Origin of the sequence: Gilliamella sp. WF3-4, from assembly GCF_001690275.1 — a bacterium.
Classification (GTDB): Bacteria; Pseudomonadota; Gammaproteobacteria; order Enterobacterales; family Orbaceae; genus Gilliamella; species Gilliamella apicola_C.
Genome location: NZ_LZGW01000020.1, coordinates 43,390 through 66,024 on the forward strand (window position 1 = coordinate 43,390; position 22,635 = coordinate 66,024).

A 22,635-nucleotide genomic window follows, 5' to 3' on the forward strand; every position below is an offset into this window, starting at 1 on the left:
ATTTAAGAGGATGTTATGGTAACTATTCGTTTAGCTCGTGGTGGCTCTAAAAAGCGCCCTTTTTATCAAGTAGTTGTCACTGATAGCCGTAACCCACGTGATGGTCGTTTTATTGAGCGCGTTGGCTTTTTTAATCCAATTGCACAAGGTAAAGCAGAAGAATTACGTTTAGATCTTGATCGCGTAAATCATTGGGTTGGTTTAGGTGCAACTGTTTCTGATCGTGTGAATGCACTGATTAAACAAGCACAAAAAGCTGCTTAATTTAGTAATTAATAGTCACTGTAATGATGAATACTGAGAATCTTATTGTTGTTGGTAAACTTGGTTCAAGCTACGGCATTCGCGGATGGCTCAGAATTTTTTCGTTTACAGAATTGCCAGATAGCATTTTTGATTACACTCCTTGGTATATCCAGCGAGCTGGACAATGGCAAGAAGTCATTGTAGAAAGCTTCAAACCACATAATCATGATATGATTGTGAAACTCAAAGGTATTGATGATCGTGATCAAGCTAATGCATTAACTAATATTGAAGTGTTTGTTGATGCAGAAAAATTACCAGCGCTTAATAATGGTGATTTTTATTGGAAAGATCTCATTGGCTGTCGAGTGAAAACAGTCAACGGTTACGATTTAGGTCAGGTTACTGATTTAATGGAAACTGGCTCTAATGATGTGTTGGTGGTAAAAGCAAATCTAAAAGATGCATTTGGTACAACAGAACGTTTAATTCCTTTTGTTGATGATCAATTTATAAAACAAGTTGATTTAGTAACAAAAATGATTGTGGTCGATTGGGATCCTGCTTTTTAATTGGTAAGGTAAGACTATGTGGATTGGCGTAATTAGCCTTTTTCCCGAAATGTTTCAAGCTATTACCTGTTATGGTGTAACTGGTCGAGCCGTTAAAAACGGGCTGTTAACAGTAGAATATTGGAACCCGCGCGATTTTGCGTATGATAAGCATAAGACTGTTGATGACAGACCTTATGGCGGTGGTCCTGGCATGTTAATGATGGTGCAACCACTTAAGGATGCAATTCATGCGGCAAAGGCTGTTGCTGGTAACGATACAAAAGTAATTTATCTTTCCCCACAAGGGCGCAAATTAAACCAACAAGGTGTTTGCGAATTGTCCCAAAGCCAAAAATTAATTTTGATTTGTGGGCGATATGAAGGTATAGATGAACGTGTTATCCAAACTGAAATTGATGAAGAATGGTCAATTGGGGATTACGTGTTAAGTGGTGGTGAATTACCTGCGATGACTATGATTGATGCATTAGCAAGATTTATACCTGGCGTGCTAAATCACCAATCATCGGCAGAAGAAGACTCTTTTGCTAACGGTTTACTTGACTGCCCACACTATACTCGACCTGAGGTGTTAGATGGAATGGCGGTGCCTGACGTGTTAATGTCTGGTCACCATGAAGCGATTCGTCGCTGGCGGTTAAAACAATCACTAGGACGAACTTGGTTAAGAAGAAAAGATCTTCTTGCAAATCTAGCTCTGACTGATGAAGAGCAATGTTTACTCACTGAATTCCAACGAGAATACAGTGATAAACAAGGCAATTAATATTTCAGTATAACTAGTAAGAGATAATATTATGAAAAATGCAATTATTCAGCAATTAGAACAAGAACAAATGAAGAAAGACATCCCGTCGTTTCGCCCTGGTGACACGGTTGAAGTAAAAGTATGGGTTGTTGAAGGTAATAAAAAACGTCTTCAAGCTTACGAAGGTGTTGTCATTGGAATTCGTAATCGCGGTTTACACTCAGCATTTACGGTACGTAAAATTTCGAATGGCGAAGGTGTTGAACGAGTATTCCAAACTCACTCACCAATTGTTGATTCAATTACTGTGAAACGTCGTGGTCAAGTGCGTCAAGCTAAACTTTACTACTTACGCGAACTTCGTGGTAAAGCAGCTCGTATTAAAGAGCGCCTTAACTAATTTTTGTTGATTATCAATAAAAATATCGGATTAAGATGGTCACCTTTGTGGTGACCGTTTTTATATATGATAAAAATAATTTCAATCCAACAATAACTAGTTGGCAAAATTAAAGCAATTTTTTAAATAAAGTAAAAGGTAGTGCAATGGTTGATTATATTTTTGCGATTCTCTCAACAACAGTAAAATTGTTTGCATTAATGACACCACCTGCCGTTTTGAGCGCATTTCTAAGTGGTACAAAGCAATATGATGAACAGCTTAGGAGAAAAATAGCACTAAAAACTTCATGTGCAGTATTTATTATCGGTATTGTACTGTTCTTTTTTGGCAATACCATGTTTAGCGTTTTTGGATTTACCCTTGATGCATTTCGAATTGGCTCGGGGGCATTACTGTTTATCACTGCGGTATCACTAATGAACGATTCGCCAGAAAAAAACAAAATCAATAGCGATGATGATATCAGTGTTGTTCCACTAGCCATTCCACTATGTATGGGTCCGGCATCTATTGGTACTATCATTGTGATGGGCACTAGCTCAATTGGCGTTGTTCCGAATTTGATTGGTGCAATTTCGTTGCTTGTTGCCTCAATGGGTATTTATATTATGTTATTGTGCGCTAAAAGCATTGCAAAAGTATTAAAAAATACTGGAATTGCGATATTATCAAAGCTAACGGGATTACTCATATCAGCTATTGCTGCACAGGTCGTTTTTACAGGTATATCTGCTTTTTTAAAATGAACATTTATTTTAAATTTCTGAATAGCATGCATAATAACAATATTACGTTGCAAAATAGGATTTACGCAATCAATATTCATCTGCTAATAAGTCGCTTACATAAAATGGCTTAATTTTCACTAAACACCAATAGCCTGTAATCACTAACAATAATAAATTTTGTGCTAGTGATTACATAGCTTTGCAATAGATAATCAATTATGGCTTATTGTAATATTTCTTTTTTTATAGAAAAAATAAGAAATTAGAATGATTGCAATTAAAATTATTTCAGATAATAAAATAAAATGACCTGACTCACCAAACCAAACACCAACAATAATAACAATATTCATAATAATAGAGATAAAAGCAAGCCAAGGAAACAGTGGTGATTTAAACTTGATCATGTCTTTTGAGTATTTACCACAATTGACCCCTTTACGGAATCGATACTGACACCAAGCAATGATAATCCACGCAAAACAACCAACCTGCCCTGTTCCTGCGACTAAATAAAGATATAATTTTTCAGCAGCAATATATTTCGAAAATAGCGAAACTAACGCAATAATAGCAATAAATAATATACCTTTTGTGGGCACACCTCGTTGATTAACTACTGAAAAGTATTTTGGTGCTAAGTTATCTTGCGCCATAGACCATAACATTCTTGAACTAGCATAAATAGCTGAATTTGCGGCCGATATTGCTGCACAAAAAATAACAAAAAGCATCATATAAGAAGCAAATTTAATCCCTGCTTGGTTAAATACCCATACAAATGGACTAATTTCAGAATGAACCGTTCCATATGGATAAACAAGCGCTAAAACAGCAATAGCCAAGATATAAAACAGAATAATACGAAAAGCAACACCAGTAATTATTTTGGGCAACACAGATTGCGGAGATTGTGCTTCACCGGCGGCATTACCGATCAATTCGATCCCTTGGAATGAATAAGTAACAATAGTCATGCAAATAAATATGGCGAAAAAACCATTAGGAAACCACCCTCTTTCGGTTTTAAATGTTGGTAACACATGTGTTTGACTATATTGCTGATGAAGTAAATAAATTCCTACACAAATAAAAGCAATTATTGCTAACACTTTAATCGTTGAAAACCAATACTCACTTTCTCCAAATGCTTGAACTGAGGTTAAATGTACCGAGGTAATGACAATAAGAATTAACAAACTAAAAAGGTAAATAGGAAAAGCAGGAAAGGCTTGATGGGCAATCATAGCGGCAGCCGTTAAATCAGCAGCCATAGATAGCACCCAACTTAACCAGTATAACCAGCCAATGGTATAACTCCAAATAGGATGAGGAATAAACATTAATGCATAATGCTGAAAAGAACCTGCATGTGGGAATGCACAAGAAAGCTCACCTAGGCACAGCATAGTTGATAGCATAATGCTACCGGCAAGAAAATAAGCAATGATCGTCCCCAATGGTCCAACCGTGCTAAGTGGTGCTGCAATACCAATAAACAACCCAGTACCAATCGAACCACCTAATGAAATCATCAATAAATGACGATTTTTCAAGTTCTTCTTTAAGGTGCTAGGATAAGGGCTTTCTTGAGCTTCTGATGTTGCCATGTAAACCGCCTACTAATCAATAATAGCTGCTGATTGCCCAGCAGCTGATACATTAATAAACAAACCGTTTTTCTACACCATTAGTTTGGCAAGCCATAAGTAGCGCTGTATAATCAAGCTCAAACCCAATCATATCGCCAACACGTAATGTTTCAGAAACATCTTCAATATCAACAATAGTATGATCACTGGTTTGACCCAATACAGTAATATTATCATTGATAGGTACACAGCTTTCTGCCGGCACATCTTGACGGCCAAAAGCCAACAAGGCTCGTTTACGTGTACCATGGTCAACAAAAGTTTTGCTGTTTAAAAAAGCATCTACACCTAACTCACCAACAGGAACTGTCGGCTTACTATTGAGCTCAATAATTTGCGCGTAAAACTTATATAAATTACTGCACGCTTTATCGACAGGCTTGTTGGAATGATGAAATTCATCAAGGTATTTCATATCCACATATTCAATACCGAACTCATGCAAACCGCCAATTCTCAAATGATTCAGCCCTTCTGGCCAAATACCTTTATCCAACAGGTGGTAACTAGTACAATTACCAGCTGATAAATATTTTATCTTAATATGACAAGATTGCTCTACTTTACGTGCTATGTGTAAAAAATCCACTCCATTTTTAACCGTTGGTAGAACAGTACCATAACAGTTAAAATTAGTACCAAGCCCATAAAGCTCAACACCCGGTAACGATAGAATGAGTTTGACAGTATCGATAATATCATCCACATGTTCAAACCAAATACCTTCTCGCAAATCACCCATATCAACCATTAATAATACTTGATGGACTTTTTGCTGTTTTACCGCCTCATCAGAAAGTGCTTGAATCACTTGTTTTTCGCTGTTTAAGCTAATATCAGCATATTTCACAACATCACTAATCTCACTTAAACAAGGACTACGCAATAAACAAGTTTTACAATTTAAAGCATCTTTAAGCTTCTTCAAATTGTAAGTTCTTGACTCGGCAATCACATCAATACCGCCATCAAGCACGGCTTTAGCAGTTTCAACACAACCATCAAAAACTTTATTAACCGCCATTACTTCAATGCCGTGTTTAGCAAGTAGCTCTTTTTCAACACGAGCATTGTCTCTTAATTTACGTAAATCAATTTCTAATATAGGTTTGTACATAATATTACTCCTCTATATCTTTAACTTGTTGCAAACGATTACGTTTTTGAGCTCGATGATAGATCCATTCAGCTAACACAATGGCAAGCACTGCACCACCAACAATTTTAGCGATGTACTCAGCATATCCACCCATATCAATTTGTGCTGGTGGAATAAACACCAAGATCACCGCAAATAGTGTAGATAAGAATCCTAAAGCTGGTAAAACAACTGGTAAAACTTTACCCGGAATCTTAAAGCTACGTGGCACATCTGGTTGAGCAATACGCAAACGATAGTACGCAATAAACATCACTAAATAAGGAATAAAGTAACAAATTGTTGTTAACGCGGTTAACATCCAATATGCAGCTGCAATACTTGGTGAAACGAAAGTTGAAAAACAAAGTACTGTTACAATAATCGCTTGAACAATTAAAGCAAAAGCTGGTGTTTGATATACCGGGTGTAAACGACCGATACGTTCACCAAGCAAATTATCTTCTTTTGATGCTTCTTGTAACATATAGATAGGACCAACTAACCATGAGTTAATTTGACCTAACGCACCAAAGAATAAACAAATTGCCATTACAGGTAATAACCAAGGCATATGTAACGCTTTTGCCGATACTTCCATCGCTTGCATTACACCTGCAACAATATCAGTATCTTTTGCTGGCAATAAAGTATTAATTGCCCAAGTACCAATCATATAAATACCCACAATCACAATAGCTGAAACAACCATCGCTTTAGGGAAGTCACGTTGTGGGTTACGAGTACGGCCAGCAATCATTGGTGCCACTTCAAAACCAGCAAACGCAAACATCATACTTGATAAGAAAACAATAGTATCCCAACTGCTTAAATCCGGAACCCAATCACTAACATGACTATAATCCGTTGCCATAGAGTGACCAGCCATTAACCATACAATCGCTAATAACACAATAATACCGGCAGGAATAAACACACCTAACCATGCACTAACACTGTTAATGATTTTAGTCCACTTCATGCCTTTAATATTCATTAATGTTAAGATCCAAAATACCACCATGGATCCCACCCCAATAAACACCTGATTTTGGGCCAACTCAGCACTAAACATATAGCCAATTGCCGTAAAGCCAAATTGCAACATTAATGGGAAGAAAAGCACACAAGAAAACAAGAAACAAACAACTACTATCCAGCCAACTCGTTTACCAAATGCTTCTTTTACCCAAACAAATATCCCACCATCTTTTGGCCAACCAGTAGAAAGTTCACCACAAACCATCGCTAATGGAAAAAACAAACAAAATGCAGCAAGTAACCAAAGCACCATTGCTGACGCCCCATAGGGAGCAACATTTGGAATTTGACGTAAACTGAGTATCGCAATAACATTCATAAACACAATGTCTTTAATACCAAGTAAACTTGAATCTTTAGAATCACTCATAATAACCTCACATTGTAATATCTGGAGCAATAAATGCTCCAGATAGTTCATGATTAATACACGTCGTATCCAACCATATCTTCGTAAGTATCTTCACGGCGAATCAATCTGTTTTTACCTTCTTTATCTATCATAACAACAGATGTACGAGGGCGATTGTTATAGACTGTTTGGCTTTCAATGGTATAAGCACCTGCATCCAAGAAAGCAACAATATCGCCAATTTGCGTATCTTTTGGCATTAAAAATTCTTCACCTTTAACACCGACATGGAAGTAGTCGCCACCATCACATAAAGGACCAGCTAATTTAATATATTCGTCGTGTTCTTCATTGATTCTTGACGCATTATAAACATAGAAGAACCAATCAAAATGTTGACTATCAGATAAAACGCTATAACCAGCATCAACAAATTTCCACTCAACATGCTCTTCAATGTTACCATCTAAATCGTAGTTAGTTTTACGTTTTTCACAAGCGACCTCGGTGACAAGCACGCCGGCAGAACCAGTTACTTTACGACCTGGTTCAATACAGATTTCAACATCAGTACGCCATTTGTGTACTTCACTAATTACCGCGTCAGCAAAGTCTTGAGCAGTAATCCCTGCATACATATTATCTTGCAATGGATTGCCATTTTCTTCGTCATACTTATATGGAACAGGAATACCGCCTCCAACGTTGATTAAATCAAATTTAGTACCAAGTACTTCTTCTAAACGGCGAGATTCATCAACTAATACTTTCGTTGCTTTTGCAAAAGGTTCTGCTTCGGGTACTTGATCCCCAACATGCATATGCAAGCCACGTAAATGAACATATGGCATTTCGAGAATGCGTCGGCAAGTTTCTTCTGCTTGTTCTAAATCAATACCTGATTTGGCATGATAAGCTGTAACCAATTCTGCATGGGTTGCTGACGGCACATTTGGCTCAACACGCACGCAAACATTTGCAACTTTCTTCAAACGTCTTGAAATTTCATCAATAATATCAAGCTCATATAAACTATCAACATTGATAATATAAAGATCGTTTTGGATTGCAAATTCCAAATCAACTGGTTTTTTAACCACACCGTTGAACACAATTTGGCTACCACTAAAGCCTATTTCTAAGCATTTACGCACTTCAAACATCGAGTTTGCTTCGGCATAAATACCTGCATCTTTAATCGCCTTAAGCACCCCCATAACTGAGCAGGTTTTTGAGGCATAGAAGATTTTTGTATTTGGATGAGCCTTAAATGCATCTTTTATTTCTTGAACATTGCGATCAATTTCTTTCTCAGAAAACACATAAAAAGGAGTTGGATATTTTTTGGCTAATTCTTCTAAATTAACCCCATCAAAACATAATTTGCCATTTTGAGCACTAAAGCGACGATCTTTTGTTACAAGATTGGTACGTAATTTGTTATAATTTGACATAATTGAGTCAGACATATGACCTCCAGTTAATTTAGTATATAGAAATATGTAACAGACTTCTCACTGGTAATGCAATCAGCATGCCAAAATTAGAATCAAATATAATCAATTAGTTAATAAGTTTAGCCCCAAAATTAAAATTAGTCATTTAGTACAAAATATGTTTTTATGACAAAAATTTGTCATTTTTTGATGATGGCCGAAAAGCATTTAAATTAAACGAAGCAAAATTTAGTAAATAATCCAAACATAAAAAGGTACTAATATCATGACCATTGATCCTGAGTTATTACAAGCATTGGAAATATTTAAACATTTTTTTGATTTAATCCATCAACCGATAGCTATTATTGATAAAAATGGCAATTATATTTATTACAATCAGGAAAGTGCAGAACTCGATGGCTACCCTAAAGAGCAAGCTATTGGTAACCCCATGCTTGAGGTTTACCCCAACTTAAAAAAAGAAGATAGTACTATGTTGCAAGCTTTGCAACTTGGTAAAGAATACCAAGATAACTACCAAACTTATTATAACCATGTTGGTAAGTTGGTTGATTATTTGCATACAACTGTTCCGCTTTATAATAATAAAGAAGAAATCATTGGTGCCATTGAGATAGGCCGAAACTTATCAACGGTTAGACATTTGCAAGATCAAGTTTTTAAATTACATAGTAAGTTATACCACAATAAAGAACAGCCTTTGCCCGATATTGTTTTTGTTTCGGAAAAAATGCAGAAAGTGATTGACCAAACCAATATTTTAGGACGCAATGATGTTCCTGTACTAATTGTAGGTGAAACAGGAACAGGTAAAGAACTGTTTGCTCGCTTAATACACCAGACAAGTCAACGCCGTGACAAAGCTTTCATCTCACTTAATTGTGGTGCGTTACCAACTACCCTGATTGAAAGCACTTTATTTGGCACAGTCAAAGGTGCGTTTACGGGGGCCGAAAACCGTCAAGGTTATTTAGCGCTAGCTAACGGAGGCACACTGTTTCTTGATGAACTTAATGCAATGCCTTTTGATATGCAAAGTAAGCTATTGCGATTTCTACAAGAGAAAACCTATTGGCCATTAGGTGGTAGTAAAGAACAACATTCAGATGTTCGTATCGTTGCCGCCATGAATGAATCACCGACAGAGTTGCTAAAAACGGGAAAAATAAGAGGCGATTTATTTTATCGATTAAACGTTGGTTTAATTAAACTTCCTGCTTTGCGAGACAGAACAGAAGATATTCCCGTTTTAGCTCGTTATTTTATTGATAAACATAAAAACGATGTAAATATAGTCATTAGTGGTATCAGTAAACAAGCACTACAACAATTAATGTCAGCACATTGGCCTGGTAATGTGCGTATGCTTGAAAATGCCATTGTCAGAAGTATGGTACTTCAAAACGAACCTGGTGAATTACAGCATATTACCCTTGATGAAGAGTTATTTGAACTTAATAACCCGCAGTCTGAAGATGATAATACAAATAAGCACAATGAAACAGTTGTTCAAACATCTCCTAATGGAGGTAACTTAACCGAACAAGTTGAAAACTTTGAACGGCAACTGATTATTGACGCATTGAATCAAGCTAATGGCAAAATTATAACGGCGGCAAAAAACTTAAATATTTCACGCACAACATTACAATATAAAGTCAAAAAGTATCATATTCAGATGGGGGTAATTGATGCTTAATTTTAAGCATCAAAAACGATCAATTAAACGCCTGAGCACATGCAAATGCACTACTCCATGCCCATTGGAAATTATAACCTCCGAGCCACCCCGAAACATCAACCACCTCACCAATAAAATAGAGGTTAGGAAGTGTTTTAACCGCCATAGTTTTGGAGGATAACGCATCAGTGCTTATACCGCCCAGTGTGACTTCGGCAGTACGATAACCTTCTGTTCCATTTGGAGTAATTTTCCAGTGTGTTAGGTTGTAATAAAGTTGCTGCTGTTGTCTAGGGGTAAGCTGTTTCACCGTTAAATCGTCCATTAAATTTAATTGTATTAATGCTTCAATGAGCCTTTTGGGTAAAAGCGACGCCAAGCAGTTTTTTATAGTCTGATTGCGGTTTTGTTCTAATAATAGTTTAAACGATGATTCAAATACTAATTCAGGTAATAAATTGATAGTGATTGATTCACCAGCTTGCCAATAACTCGACAATTGTAAAATAGCTGGTCCAGAAAGCCCTCGATGCGTAAATAATAGATTCTCTTTAAAGCTCATTCTTTGATTAGAAACTTCAACTGGAATTGCAATACCAGACAAATTTGCAAGCACATCCAGTAAAGGCTTATGCAACGTAAAAGGCACTAATCCAGCTTTTACTGGTACAACAGGAATAGCAAATTTTTCAGCAATTTTATAGCCTATTGATGTCATACCGAGTGCGGGCATAGATAAACCGCCTGTAGCAATAATAAGATTTTCACTATCCATAATGCCACCAGAAGTATATAATTGAAACCCTTGCCCATTACTATCAATATCTTCAACTTGGGTTCGCATCACAAAATTAACATGCCCCTTTTGGCACTCTTTTACTAGCAGATCAACGATATCTTGCGCTGAATTATCACAAAATAATTGGCCATGAGCTTTTTCATGATAACTAATACCATATTGGTTGACTAATTGTATAAAATCCCACTGGGTAAAGCGCTTTAAAGCAGATTTGCAAAAATGTGGATTATGAGAAATATAATGGGATGGCTCAACAGATAAATTAGTAAAATTACATTTACCACCACCAGACATTAAAATTTTACGCCCGAGCTTTTTACCATTATCAATTACGGTAACATCATACCCTTTTTGCCCCAATAGGCCAGCACAAAAAAGCCCAGCAGCGCCCGCCCCAACAATTGTAATTTTAGTTTGCATTATTGATAGATTAAAAATAAAAGATAACAAATTATAGCAAGATACCGCCATCACTTATAGTCGTTAGCTTGAGTTAAATTTTATACTTAAACAGATACTTTTCTGAAAGTTTTTAACATAAAAGAAAAAAAACTTATAGCTAATTTATATACGCTATTTTAAAAAAAACAATTTAAATTTATAAACACTTAAAAAATCATAGTGGTATATGTCATTATTAGCTTAATTAATAACTCAAATATAAGTTATGAGAAGATTAACTTATAAGTAATATTTATTTGACCGAAAACGTTTTTTTAATTAACTTCATACCTAATATGGGATTAATGCCTATACCTTCTCAAATTATAAAAGCGATGAATTAGAGGCAATGATATGTTATATAACCAGCATCATGAAAAAGATAACTGCGGATTTGGTTTAATTGCTCACATTGAGGGCCGACCAAGTCATAAAGTGGTGCGTACTGCAATTCACGGGCTTGCTCGTATGCAACACCGTGGCGCGATATTATCGGATGGTAAAACCGGTGATGGATGTGGTCTTTTATTACAAAAACCTGACCGATTTTTTCGTCTAGTCGCCGAGGATGCCGGTTGGCGTTTAGCGACGAATTATGCAGTAGGCATGTTGTTTTTAAGCCAAGATGAAGCCGAGGCGCAAGCTAGCCGTGAGATAGTCGAAGAAGAATTAGCCGAAGAAACCTTATCTATTTTAGGTTGGCGTGAAGTGCCGATTGATAAAAGTGTTCTGGGTGAAATCGCACTTGCATCGCTACCAAGAATTGAACAAGTTTTTGTTAATGCACCAGCTGGTTGGACAAAGATTGATTTAGAGCGCCGTTTGTATATGGTTCGCCGCCGCATTGAAAAACGCGTACAAGACGATACATTTTATGTTTGTAGTTTCTCAAATCAGGTCAATATTTATAAAGGCTTATGTATGCCTAAAGATTTGCCTCGATTCTATTTAGATTTGGCCGATATTCGTATGGAAACCGCGATTTGTTTATTCCACCAACGTTTTTCAACCAATACCGTTCCACGTTGGCCATTAGCTCAACCTTTTAGACATCTGGCACATAATGGCGAAATTAATACTATTGAGGGCAATCGCCAATGGGCAAAAGCACGATCATATAAATTTAAAACGCCACTTATCCCTGATTTACAAGATGCAGCCCCATTTGTGAATGTCACTGGTTCTGACTCAAGTTCATTAGATAACATGCTAGAACTATTTTTAGTTGGAGGAATGGATATAGTGCGAGCTATGCGCCTACTTGTTCCCCCTGCATGGCAAAACAATCCAGACATGAATGAAGATCTACGTGCCTTTTTTGACTTCAACTCAATGCATATGGAACCTTGGGATGGGCCTGCTGGCATTGTTATGTCTGATGGACGTTATGCGGCATGTAACTTAGATCGAAATGGATTACGCCCTGCACGTTATGTTATTACCACAGACAAACTTATCACCTGTGCCTCTGAAATTGGTATTTGGGATTATCAGCCCGACGAAGTAGTTACTAAAGGACGTGTTGGTCCAGGTGAATTGTTAGTTATCGATACGGAAGAAGGCCGCATTTTACAATCTGCTGAAACCGATAATGATTTACAAAAACGTCATCCTTATAAAGAATGGATGACAAAAAATGTTAAGCAATTAATCCCATTTGAAAGCTTACCCGATGATAGCATCGGTTCGCGCGATTATGATGATACATTACTAGCAACCTACCAAAAACAGTTTGGTTATAGTGCTGAAGAACTCGATCAATGCATCCGAGTACTTGGCGAAAATGGGCAAGAAGCTACTGGCTCAATGGGCGATGATACACCTTTTGCGGTATTATCAAATAAGCCTCGATCAATTTATGATTATTTCCGCCAAAAATTTGCGCAGGTTACTAACCCACCTATCGATCCCCTGCGTGAAGCACACGTTATGTCACTTTCAACCAGTATTGGTCGTGAAATGAATGTATTTGCCGAAGCAGAAGGCCAAGCGCATCGAGTTGCTTTTAAATATCCTGTTTTAGTCTATTCGGATCTACAACAATTAACAGCGCTAGAATCACGTTACTACAAATCAGAAACATTAGATATCACTTATGAAATTGATGGTAGCTTGCGTGATGCTATTGAACAATTATGTGGTGATGCTGAAACAAAAGTTCGCAATGGCACCGTATTACTGATTTTATCAGATAAAAATATTGCTCCCGACCGTCTACCCATTCCAGCACCTATGGCAGTTGGGGCTGTTCAACAACGCTTAGTTGAAAAGAATTTACGCTGCGATGCCAATATTATTGTTGAAACGGCAAGTTGTCGTGATCCGCACCACTTTGCCGTACTTCTTGGTTTTGGTGCAACAGCAATTTACCCTTATTTAGCCTATGAAACCTTATCCCAAATGGTGGATAATGGCACGATAAACAAATCTCATCGTGAAGCGATAGTTAATTACCGCAATGGGATTAATAAAGGTTTATATAAAATTATGTCCAAAATGGGCATTTCAACAGTCGCATCTTATCGTTGCTCAAAACTTTTTGAAGCCGTTGGATTACATGAAGAAGTCGTTGAACTTTGTTTTCAAGGTGTCACATGCCGTATTAGTGGCGCTAATTTTGATGATTTTTCCCAAGACCAATTTAACTTATCAAAAAGCGCATGGTTAAGAAGAAAACCCTTAGAACAAGGTGGGTTACTTAAATTTGTCCACGGTGGTGAATATCATGCCTATAACCCTGATGTTGTGCAGTCACTACAAAAAGCAGTCAATAATGGTAATTATGAAGATTACAAACGTTATGCTGATATAGTTAATCATCGCCCTATTACCACATTGCGCGATTTATTAAAACTCAATCCACCTGAAAATGCAGCCATACCGCTTGAGCAAGTCGAACCCGAAGAATCATTATTTAAACGCTTTGATTCAGCAGCCATGTCCATTGGAGCACTCAGTCCAGAAGCGCACGAATCCCTTGCCACAGCGATGAATACACTAGGCGGATTTTCCAATTCAGGGGAAGGAGGTGAAGATCCTGCACGTTACAACACCATAAAAGTTTCACGTATAAAACAAGTTGCATCAGGTCGTTTTGGCGTAACACCAAGTTACTTAATGAATGCTGATGTTATCCAGATAAAGGTAGCACAAGGCGCAAAACCGGGGGAAGGCGGTCAATTACCAGGTGATAAAGTCACACCATATATTGCAAAATTACGCTTTTCTGTACCCGGTGTGACATTAATTTCACCGCCACCACATCACGATATTTACTCGATTGAAGATTTGGCACAACTAATCTTTGATTTAAAACAGATCAATCCACACGCTATGATTTCGGTTAAACTCGTATCCGAACCCGGTGTTGGTACCATCGCAACAGGCGTTGCTAAAGCCTATGCCGATTTAATTACTATTTCAGGTTATGACGGTGGCACAGGGGCTAGCCCATTGACCTCGGTAAAATACGCCGGTTCCCCTTGGGAACTTGGATTGGTTGAAACACAACAATCATTAGTTGCCAATGGGTTACGTCACAAAATACGCCTGCAAATTGACGGTGGCTTAAAAACAGGTGCTGATATTGTTAAAGCTGCTATTTTAGGTGCTGAAAGCTTTGGATTTGGTACAGGTCCTATGGTTGCTTTAGGGTGTAAATATCTACGTATTTGTCACCTAAATAACTGTGCAACTGGCGTTGCAACGCAAGACGAAAAATTACGTAGTGAGCACTATCACGGCCTGCCTGAAAAAGCGATGAATTACTTCCGCTTTATTGCTCGCAATACTCGAGAAGTCATGGCAGAACTTGGCGTAAGTCGTATTGTCGATCTAATTGGGCGCACAGATCTACTATTAGAACTTGAAGGGATCACCGCCAAACAACAAAAATTGGATCTATCAGGATTGCTAAAAACAGCAAAACCAATTGATGGTAAACCAGTTTATTGCGTTGAAGACAATAAACCATTTGATAAAGGTGTACTAAATAAAGAGATCATCACACAAGCGCAACAATGTGTTGATAATCGCCAAAGCAAAAGTTTCTATTTTGACATTCAAAATACTGACCGTTCTGTAGGCACTAGCTTATCTGGCTATATTGCTAAAAAATATGGCGATCAAGGTTTAGCCGCTGATCCTATTTCGCTCAATTTTAATGGGACTGCTGGTCAAAGCTTTGGTGTATGGAATGCTGGTGGCGTAGACTTAACGCTAACTGGGGATGCGAATGATTATGTTGGTAAAGGTATGACTGGTGGGCGTATTGTTATTCGCCCACCACAAGGTTCGGCATTTTTAAGCCATGAAGCAACCATTGCCGGAAATACCTGTTTATATGGCGCAACAGGCGGCAAACTATTTGCTGCCGGTCGCGCTGGTGAACGTTTTGCTGTGCGAAACTCAGGCGCAATTAGTGTGGTTGAAGGAATAGGTGATAATGGCTGCGAATATATGACTGGCGGTATTGTCTGCGTGTTAGGAAAAACAGGCATTAACTTTGGTGCAGGAATGACTGGTGGTTTTGCTTATATCTTAGATACAGACGGTGATTTCCATAAACGCATTAACAAAGAACTCATAGAATTACTCAATGTTGCTGATTACTCTATCCACGAAGAACATTTGCGTGGTTTAATCATGGAACATGCTCAACTTACGCATTCATCACGAGCTGAGGACATTTTAGCTAATTGGGATGACTTTGCTAAACAATTTGTCTTAGTCAAACCTAAATCCAGTGATGTCAAAGCCTTATTAGGGCACCGTAGTCGCTCATCAGCAGAACTACGCATTCAAGCACAATAAGTAAGGAGAGCACGAAATGAGTCAAAATGTTTACCAGTTTATCGATTTACAACGTGTTGAACCGCCCAAAAAATCGCTAAACATTCGCAAAATAGAATTTGTTGAAATTTATGAAGGCTTTTCCGCCTCACAATCCCAAGCGCAAGCAGATCGCTGCCTAGCTTGTGGTAATCCTTATTGTGAATGGCGTTGCCCTGTACATAACTATATCCCAAATTGGTTAAAATTGGTTAATGAAGGTAAAATATTAGAAGCGGTTGAACTATCTCATCAAACCAATAGTTTGCCTGAAGTATGTGGACGTGTTTGCCCACAAGATCGCCTTTGTGAAGGCTCATGTACTTTAAATGCAGAATTTGGTGCTGTCACCATTGGCAATATTGAACGTTATATAACAGATACTGCGTTTAAAATGGGATGGAAACCTGATTTATCCAATGTTGAACAAACAGGATTGAAAGTTGCCGTAATTGGCGCTGGTCCTGCTGGTCTGGCTTGTGCCGATGTATTGGTGCGCAATGGCGTAACGCCTATCGTCTTTGATCGTCATCCTGAAATTGGCGGATTACTTACATTTGGGATTCCTGCGTTCAAACTTGATAAAGACGTATTAATCAATCGCAGACGTATATTTACTGAAATGGGTATTGAATTCCGTCTCAATACTGAAGTAGGCAAAAATATTCAATTAAGTGATTTGATTAATGAATTTGATGCCGTTTTTGTCGGTGCGGGTACCTATCAATCCATGCGTGCAGGACTAAAAAATGAAGATGCCAACGGTGTTTATGATGCCTTACCATTTTTAATAGCCAATACCAAACATCTTATGAATCACTCACAAACCCAAGATACGCCATACATTGACATGAAAGGTAAGCGTGTTGTGGTATTAGGTGGTGGTGATACAGCAATGGACTGTGTACGAACATCTATTCGCCAAGGGGCAAGTGACGTCACCTGCGCCTATCGCCGCGATGAAGCCAATATGCCAGGTTCAAAACGAGAAGTCAAAAACGCCAAAGAAGAAGGCGCAAACTTCCAATTCAATGTCCAACCCTTAAGTATTGAAATTAATGGAACAGGACAAGTAACAGGGGTAAGAATGGTCAAAACTGAACTTGGTGAACCTGATGCAAAAGGACGACGCTCACCAATTATTGTTGAAGGTTCTGAATTTATTCTACCTGCCGAAGCAGTAATAATGGCATTTGGCTTCAAACCCCATGCCATGCCTTGGCTAACTGAGCATGGTGTTGATTTTGACCCACAAGGTCGAATCATCGCGCCAGAAGCTAACCGCTATCAAACCAGCAATCCCAAAATTTTTGCTGGTGGCGATGCTGTTCGAGGCTCTGATCTAGTAGTCACAGCGATTAGCGAAGGGCGAAAAGCAGCCGAAGGAATCTTGGATTATTTGGACGTTTAATAATCATTTACTATTAAATTAATAAACCCGCTGATTGCAAGCGGGTTTATTTTTGAATGATAAATGACAATAAAGCTAAAGAAATTAAGGAATGAAGATCATCGGTAAATTTATCTTCATCAACTGCTTTGTTATTACATTAATAGGATGTGATAATAAAACAAAGTTTAATCGAATACAGGCATTTAATGAATATTCTTCAATTATTGAATATGCCCCTTATTCAAAACATATAAAAAAACAAACTATTGGTACTTACTCTGATGATTTATTAAAAAGCATTACAACTATTTTGGGTGATAAAAAGATATCATCTTATCATAATAGGAATGAGTATGTAGATTGGGCAACCGCAACAAGAATTTTAACAGACGATAATGAAGAAAATGCGGAAGCAAAATTGGTGAATATAGAGAGAAAAATAGTACGTGGAATAGAATATTGGTAATGTAATTCTGCTTTGCTTAGATTTCTAATAAAACAAGAAAGCATTATCAAAACTTTCACGTACATTTTTGTTTAGGTATAAAATTAGTTATTTTGGCTACTTTGGTTTAGGGTATTTTTATACGCCCCCACCCAATTCCCAAAATAACCTTAATTTTACGCAAAAAAACATTCAGAAAAGCAATTGATTTTATTGAATTTTTTGTTTTACCTTTTATAAAAACTGAATCCTTTTGTATCACTAAAAAGCTATTAAAACTATTTTTATAGGCATCAGAATGTGCCCACCAAACAGGGATGTTTGGTGAGATACCATTTTATCGGGAACAAATTAGTGCTAGTGTATTAAAACCGCACAACAAAGTATGGTGGCTGTAGGCAACATTCGGCAATCATGCATGTGGTATGGATTTTTTATCATAAAAATCAATAAGCAGAGAATTTTCATCAACCGTTAATTTTATCCACAAAATTCTTAATTCCTCTATCTACCCTAAAAACATTCAGAAAACATATTGATTTTATTTGATTTTTTATTTTCATTTAAATCAATGAATTATAAAACACGACATTTGTTTATTGGGTAGCCTTTTATATCTTTTTAACAACTTCAACCCAATTAGGCAATATATCAAATAGAATAAAATTAGGCATTTCACAAGTATTGATAAAAAGTATAAACTATAGCACTATTTAAATAGTCGAAATATCAATTCAACCATAAAGATAACATCATGCAAAAGTTTAATGTCAAAACCTTTCAGGGGTTAATTCTTACGTTACAAGATTACTGGGCGAATCAAGGCTGTACAGTGATTCAGCCTTTAGATATGGAAGTGGGTGCGGGGACTTCTCACCCTATGACCTGTTTACGTGCATTGGGCCCAGAACCGATAAATGCAGCTTATGTTCAGCCATCACGTAGGCCAACTGATGGTCGCTATGGTGAAAACCCAAATAGGTTACAACATTATTACCAATTTCAAGTTATCTTAAAACCATCTCCAGATAATATTCAAGAGCTTTATTTAGGTTCATTAAAAGAGCTAGGGCTCGATCCAACTATTAATGATATCCGTTTTGTGGAAGATAACTGGGAAAACCCAACGCTTGGTGCATGGGGGCTAGGTTGGGAAGTTTGGTTAAACGGTATGGAAGTAACCCAATTTACTTACTTTCAACAAGTTGGTGGTCTTGAATGTAAACCAGTTACAGGTGAAATCACTTACGGGCTTGAGCGCTTAGCGATGTATATCCAAGGTGTGGATAGCGTTTATGATTTAGTTTGGAGTGATGGCGCTTTTGGAAAAACCACTTATGGTGATGTGTTCCATCAAAATGAAGTAGAGCAATCCACTTATAATTTTGAATATGCTAATGTTGAGTTTTTATTTTATTGTTTTGAACAACACGAAAAAGAAGCAAAGTATTTACTTGAGCTAGAAAAACCTCTGCCACTACCTGCTTATGAACGTATATTAAAAGCAGCTCACTGTTTTAATTTACTTGACGCACGTAAAGCGATTTCAGTTACTGAACGTCAACGTTATATTTTACGCATTAGAACATTAACTAAAATGGTGGCAGAGGCCTATTACGCATCACGTGAAGCACTCGGATTTCCTATGTGCCAAAATTCACACGCTAAGCAAAACGCATCAAAGTAGGATTTAAAAGATTATGCAAAAAACATTTTTAGTGGAAATTGGTACCGAAGAGTTACCACCAAAATCACTGCGCACATTAGCAGAAAGCTTTGCGGCTAATTTTATACAACAACTTGATAATGCGAATTTAGAGCATGGAGAAGTACTGTGGTATGCATCCCCTCGCCGTTTAGCATTAAAAGTTATTAATCTGAATGATACTCAGCCCGATAGCCAAATTGTTAAACGCGGTCCTGCAGTGAGTGCTGCATTTGATACTAATGGCAAACCAACTAAAGCGGCCGAAGGCTGGGCCCGAGGTTGTGGAATTACAGTTGACCAAGCCGAGCGAATACAAACCGATAAAGGCGAATGGCTTTCTTATACTCAACATCAACAAGGCCAACTTGTGGTTAATTTATTATGCGATATGGTTAAAACAGCACTAAGCAAGTTACCTATTCCTAAACCAATGCGCTGGGCAGCTCGCCAAGTTGAATTTATTCGCCCCTGCCATACTGTCACAATGCTTTATGGGGATGAGATTGTAGCAGGTACAATTTTAGATATTGAATCAAACCGAATTATTCGTGGTCATCGTTTTATGGGGGAACAAGAGTTCACTATCGATAATGCTGATCAATATCCCGACATTTTAGAACAACGAGGCAAAGTGATTGCTGATTATGACAAACGAAAAGCAATTATTAAACAACAAGCTGAAAGCGAAGCTGCTAAACTTAATGGTAAAGCCGACTTAACAGACAGCTTGCTTGAAGAAGTCTCATCTTTAGTTGAATGGCCTGTTGTATTAACGGCTAAATTTGAAGAACGTTTTTTAGAAGTACCTGCTGAATCTCTGGTTTACACCATGAAAGGCGATCAAAAATACTTCCCTGTTTATGATAAACAAGGCAAATTATTACCAAACTTTATTTTTGTCGCTAACATTGAATCCAAAGATCCACAAGTGGTCATTTCGGGGAACGAAAAAGTAGTTCGCCCACGCCTTGCTGATGCTGAATTCTTTTACCAAACCGATTTAAAACAGCGTTTAGAAGATCGCTTGCCTCGCCTTGAAACAGTCTTATTCCAACAACAGCTTGGAACAGTTAAAGAGAAATCAATTCGCATTGAGCTACTATCCGGCTTTATTGCTGAAAAAATTGGCGCAAATATTGAACAAGCGAAACGAGCAGGTAAGTTAACTAAATGCGATTTAGTAACCAATACTGTTTTCGAATTTCCTGAAACACAAGGTATTATGGGGCGCTATTTAGCGCTTAAAGACGGCGAAAATATTGAAGTAGCTACTGCAATTGAAGAACAATATAAACCACGTTTTGCTGGTGATGAGTTACCAAGTACTACGGTTGCTTGTGCGGTTTCTATTGCTGAAAAAATAGATACCTTAGCGGGTATTTTTGGCATTGGTCAGCATCCTAAAGGAGACAAAGATCCTTTTGCCTTGCGCAGAGCGGCTATTGGAATATTACGCATCATTGTTGAGAAGGCATTGCCGTTAGATCTTGTTGAATTAGCAAATTATGCCACATCGTTATATGGCGATAAGCTAAATAATAAAAATGTAGTTGAAGATATTGTTAATTTTATGCAAGGTCGTTTTCGAGCTTGGTATCAAGAACAAGGCTTTGCTATTGATACTATCCAATCAGTTCTAGCTCTTAATCCAACTAAGCCAGCTGATTTTGATGCGCGCGTTAAAGCAGTGACTCACTTTAGAACGTTGCCTGAAGCTTCGTCATTAGCGGAAGCGAATAAACGGGTGTCAAATATCTTATCAAAAACAGATATTGCGATTCCAGAGCAAATCAATGCAGCATTACTAGAAGCGGGAACCGAAGGAGAATTAGCTAAAAAATTGGCAATTTTAACCGATAAACTTGCGCCTTATTTTAACCAAGGTCGTTATCAAGAGGCTTTAGTTGAACTATCGTCGCTAAAAGACACTGTAAACGCATTTTTTGATTCAGTCATGGTTATGGTTGACGATGAAAAAATTAAACTTAATCGATTAGCACTGTTGAAAAAGCTACAAAACCTATTCTTAAAAGTCGCTGATATTTCATTATTACAGTCCTAATTTTAATCATTAAAAATCAATAGTGGTAACATCCTGTTGCCACCCCTATAAGGAATTTATATGGAGTTACAAACAAAACTATCTTTTTCTTTGATTTTTGAGCAATCGCGCAATTTTCTTTGCAATCGAATGAAACCAATTACTTTGGTTTGCCTAGCGTTAGCAGTAATTAATAATATCCTTACTGGAACTATATCTATTGATGAAGAGGCAATCAAAAATTTATATTTAGGGCACATAAATAGCACTATTTCACTCATAATAATGTTTACGTTAATGATAGGTATCATTCTTAAAGCAATTAGTATTGCTATGATTTCTAATCTATATACCAGCGATAGACTTAACTTAAATTTATTATTATCTAAAGCATTATCTAATTTATTAAATATTATTCTTTTTTATCTTTTTATTTTTGTAATTCTCTTGTTTGCAGTATTAATAGTAAGTATGGGCATTTTTATTTTAAAAATGTTGTTGCCTACAGCAATTTTATCAATCTTAATGATCTTAATAGTCTTTTTTTCAATTATATTTATAGCCATTTTTAGTAACTTCTTTTTTGGTTTGCTGGTTAATCCTAATAATAGAAGCTTTATGGAGCTAATCAATCTAAGCTTGACATTATCTAAACAGCATTGGAAACCCGCGTTACTTATGTTATTAACATTTTTGGCTTTTGAACTAATACTTGCTGGATTTGGGCTTTTATTTGGTGCAGTTGAAGTAGCAATTGAGAATTTAATAAATAGTCATATTGTTAGTATTCTAATTGACATTATGCTTTTCTTCTTTGCTATCATGTTAGACACTTTTATTGTCATCTTTTTTTATCGGCTTTATTCTTTAGCCACCGGTATAGCTAGCCCAAAAGTACCACCTAAAAATGATGAAAATAACAAACTCATAGTTTAATCATTTTATTTCCTTACC

17 protein-coding genes are annotated in these 22,635 nt (G+C 37.1%); 12 read left to right on the forward strand and 5 right to left on the reverse strand.

Annotation, left to right across the window (positions count from 1 at the left end; translation table 11 throughout):
• Positions 1-15 precede the first annotated feature (15 nt).
• The 5 genes from rpsP to A9G47_RS05155 all read left to right on the forward strand — a co-directional run bounded on the left by rpsP (position 16) and on the right by A9G47_RS05155 (position 2,718).
• Positions 16-264, forward strand: a complete 249-nt coding sequence (gene rpsP, locus A9G47_RS05135) for a 30S ribosomal protein S16 (RefSeq protein ID WP_034900786.1) — start codon at positions 16-18, stop codon at positions 262-264.
• 23 nt (positions 265-287) lie between these two features.
• Positions 288-818 (forward strand): ribosome maturation factor RimM, encoded by a 531-nt coding sequence (rimM, locus tag A9G47_RS05140; protein WP_065566336.1) that lies wholly within the window; start codon positions 288-290, stop codon positions 816-818.
• A gap of 16 nt (positions 819-834) precedes the next feature.
• Positions 835-1,587, forward strand: a complete 753-nt coding sequence (gene trmD, locus A9G47_RS05145) for a tRNA (guanosine(37)-N1)-methyltransferase TrmD (RefSeq protein WP_065566335.1) — start codon at positions 835-837, stop codon at positions 1,585-1,587.
• Between the two features lie 31 nt (positions 1,588-1,618).
• A complete protein-coding gene (gene rplS / locus A9G47_RS05150) occupies positions 1,619-1,969 on the forward strand; it encodes a 50S ribosomal protein L19 (RefSeq protein ID WP_034913735.1) in 351 nt (116 codons plus the stop codon).
• 146 nt (positions 1,970-2,115) lie between these two features.
• On the forward strand, positions 2,116-2,718 hold the full coding sequence (locus tag A9G47_RS05155) for a MarC family protein (RefSeq protein ID WP_065566334.1): 603 nt from the start codon (positions 2,116-2,118) through the stop codon (positions 2,716-2,718).
• A gap of 194 nt (positions 2,719-2,912) precedes the next feature.
• Here the strand turns inward: A9G47_RS05155 and A9G47_RS05160 are convergent, their stop codons facing one another.
• Genes A9G47_RS05160 through lysA form a run of 4 tightly spaced genes read right to left on the reverse strand, consistent with a single transcriptional unit; the run spans position 2,913 to position 8,352 of the window.
• The gene (locus A9G47_RS05160; RefSeq protein ID WP_065642351.1) at positions 2,913-4,310 is read right to left on the reverse strand and encodes an amino acid permease; all 1,398 of its coding nucleotides are present in this window, start codon (positions 4,308-4,310) and stop codon (positions 2,913-2,915) included.
• Positions 4,311-4,362: 52 nt separating this feature from the next.
• Positions 4,363-5,469, reverse strand: a complete 1,107-nt coding sequence (locus A9G47_RS05165) for an alanine/ornithine racemase family PLP-dependent enzyme (protein ID WP_065642352.1) — start codon at positions 5,467-5,469, stop codon at positions 4,363-4,365.
• 4 nt (positions 5,470-5,473) lie between these two features.
• Positions 5,474-6,901 carry an APC family permease gene (locus tag A9G47_RS05170; protein ID WP_065642353.1) on the reverse strand — a complete coding sequence of 476 codons (1,428 nt, stop codon included), beginning with the start codon at positions 6,899-6,901 and terminating at the stop codon, positions 5,474-5,476.
• A gap of 53 nt (positions 6,902-6,954) precedes the next feature.
• Complete coding sequence (gene lysA / locus A9G47_RS05175; protein WP_065642354.1) at positions 6,955-8,352, reverse strand: diaminopimelate decarboxylase; 1,398 nt, start codon at positions 8,350-8,352, stop codon at positions 6,955-6,957.
• Positions 8,353-8,602: 250 nt separating this feature from the next.
• On the opposite strand from lysA, the gene A9G47_RS05180 reads away from it, so the two are divergent.
• Positions 8,603-10,042: a sigma 54-interacting transcriptional regulator gene (locus A9G47_RS05180; RefSeq protein WP_141673642.1), complete on the forward strand. Its 1,440-nt coding sequence runs from the start codon at positions 8,603-8,605 to the stop codon at positions 10,040-10,042.
• A 19-nt stretch (positions 10,043-10,061) separates the two neighbouring features.
• Here A9G47_RS05180 and A9G47_RS05185 read toward each other — a convergent pair whose 3' ends face one another.
• A complete protein-coding gene (locus A9G47_RS05185; protein ID WP_065566374.1) occupies positions 10,062-11,243 on the reverse strand; it encodes an NAD(P)/FAD-dependent oxidoreductase in 1,182 nt (393 codons plus the stop codon).
• A gap of 375 nt (positions 11,244-11,618) precedes the next feature.
• Between A9G47_RS05185 and gltB the strand changes: the two genes are divergently transcribed.
• The 6 genes from gltB to A9G47_RS05215 all read left to right on the forward strand — a co-directional run bounded on the left by gltB (position 11,619) and on the right by A9G47_RS05215 (position 22,617).
• On the forward strand, positions 11,619-16,076 hold the full coding sequence (gene gltB, locus A9G47_RS05190) for a glutamate synthase large subunit (protein WP_065642355.1): 4,458 nt from the start codon (positions 11,619-11,621) through the stop codon (positions 16,074-16,076).
• Between the two features lie 16 nt (positions 16,077-16,092).
• Positions 16,093-17,505: an FAD-dependent oxidoreductase gene (locus A9G47_RS05195; protein ID WP_065642356.1), complete on the forward strand. Its 1,413-nt coding sequence runs from the start codon at positions 16,093-16,095 to the stop codon at positions 17,503-17,505.
• 91 nt (positions 17,506-17,596) lie between these two features.
• Positions 17,597-17,953 carry a hypothetical protein gene (locus A9G47_RS05200; protein ID WP_065642357.1) on the forward strand — a complete coding sequence of 119 codons (357 nt, stop codon included), beginning with the start codon at positions 17,597-17,599 and terminating at the stop codon, positions 17,951-17,953.
• Between the two features lie 733 nt (positions 17,954-18,686).
• On the forward strand, positions 18,687-19,619 hold the full coding sequence (gene glyQ, locus A9G47_RS05205) for a glycine--tRNA ligase subunit alpha (RefSeq protein WP_065566201.1): 933 nt from the start codon (positions 18,687-18,689) through the stop codon (positions 19,617-19,619).
• A gap of 10 nt (positions 19,620-19,629) precedes the next feature.
• Positions 19,630-21,702, forward strand: coding sequence for a glycine--tRNA ligase subunit beta (gene glyS / locus A9G47_RS05210; RefSeq protein WP_065642358.1), 2,073 nt, complete (start codon positions 19,630-19,632; stop codon positions 21,700-21,702).
• A gap of 60 nt (positions 21,703-21,762) precedes the next feature.
• On the forward strand, positions 21,763-22,617 hold the full coding sequence (locus A9G47_RS05215) for a hypothetical protein (RefSeq protein ID WP_065642359.1): 855 nt from the start codon (positions 21,763-21,765) through the stop codon (positions 22,615-22,617).
• Positions 22,618-22,635: the final 18 nt, after the last annotated feature.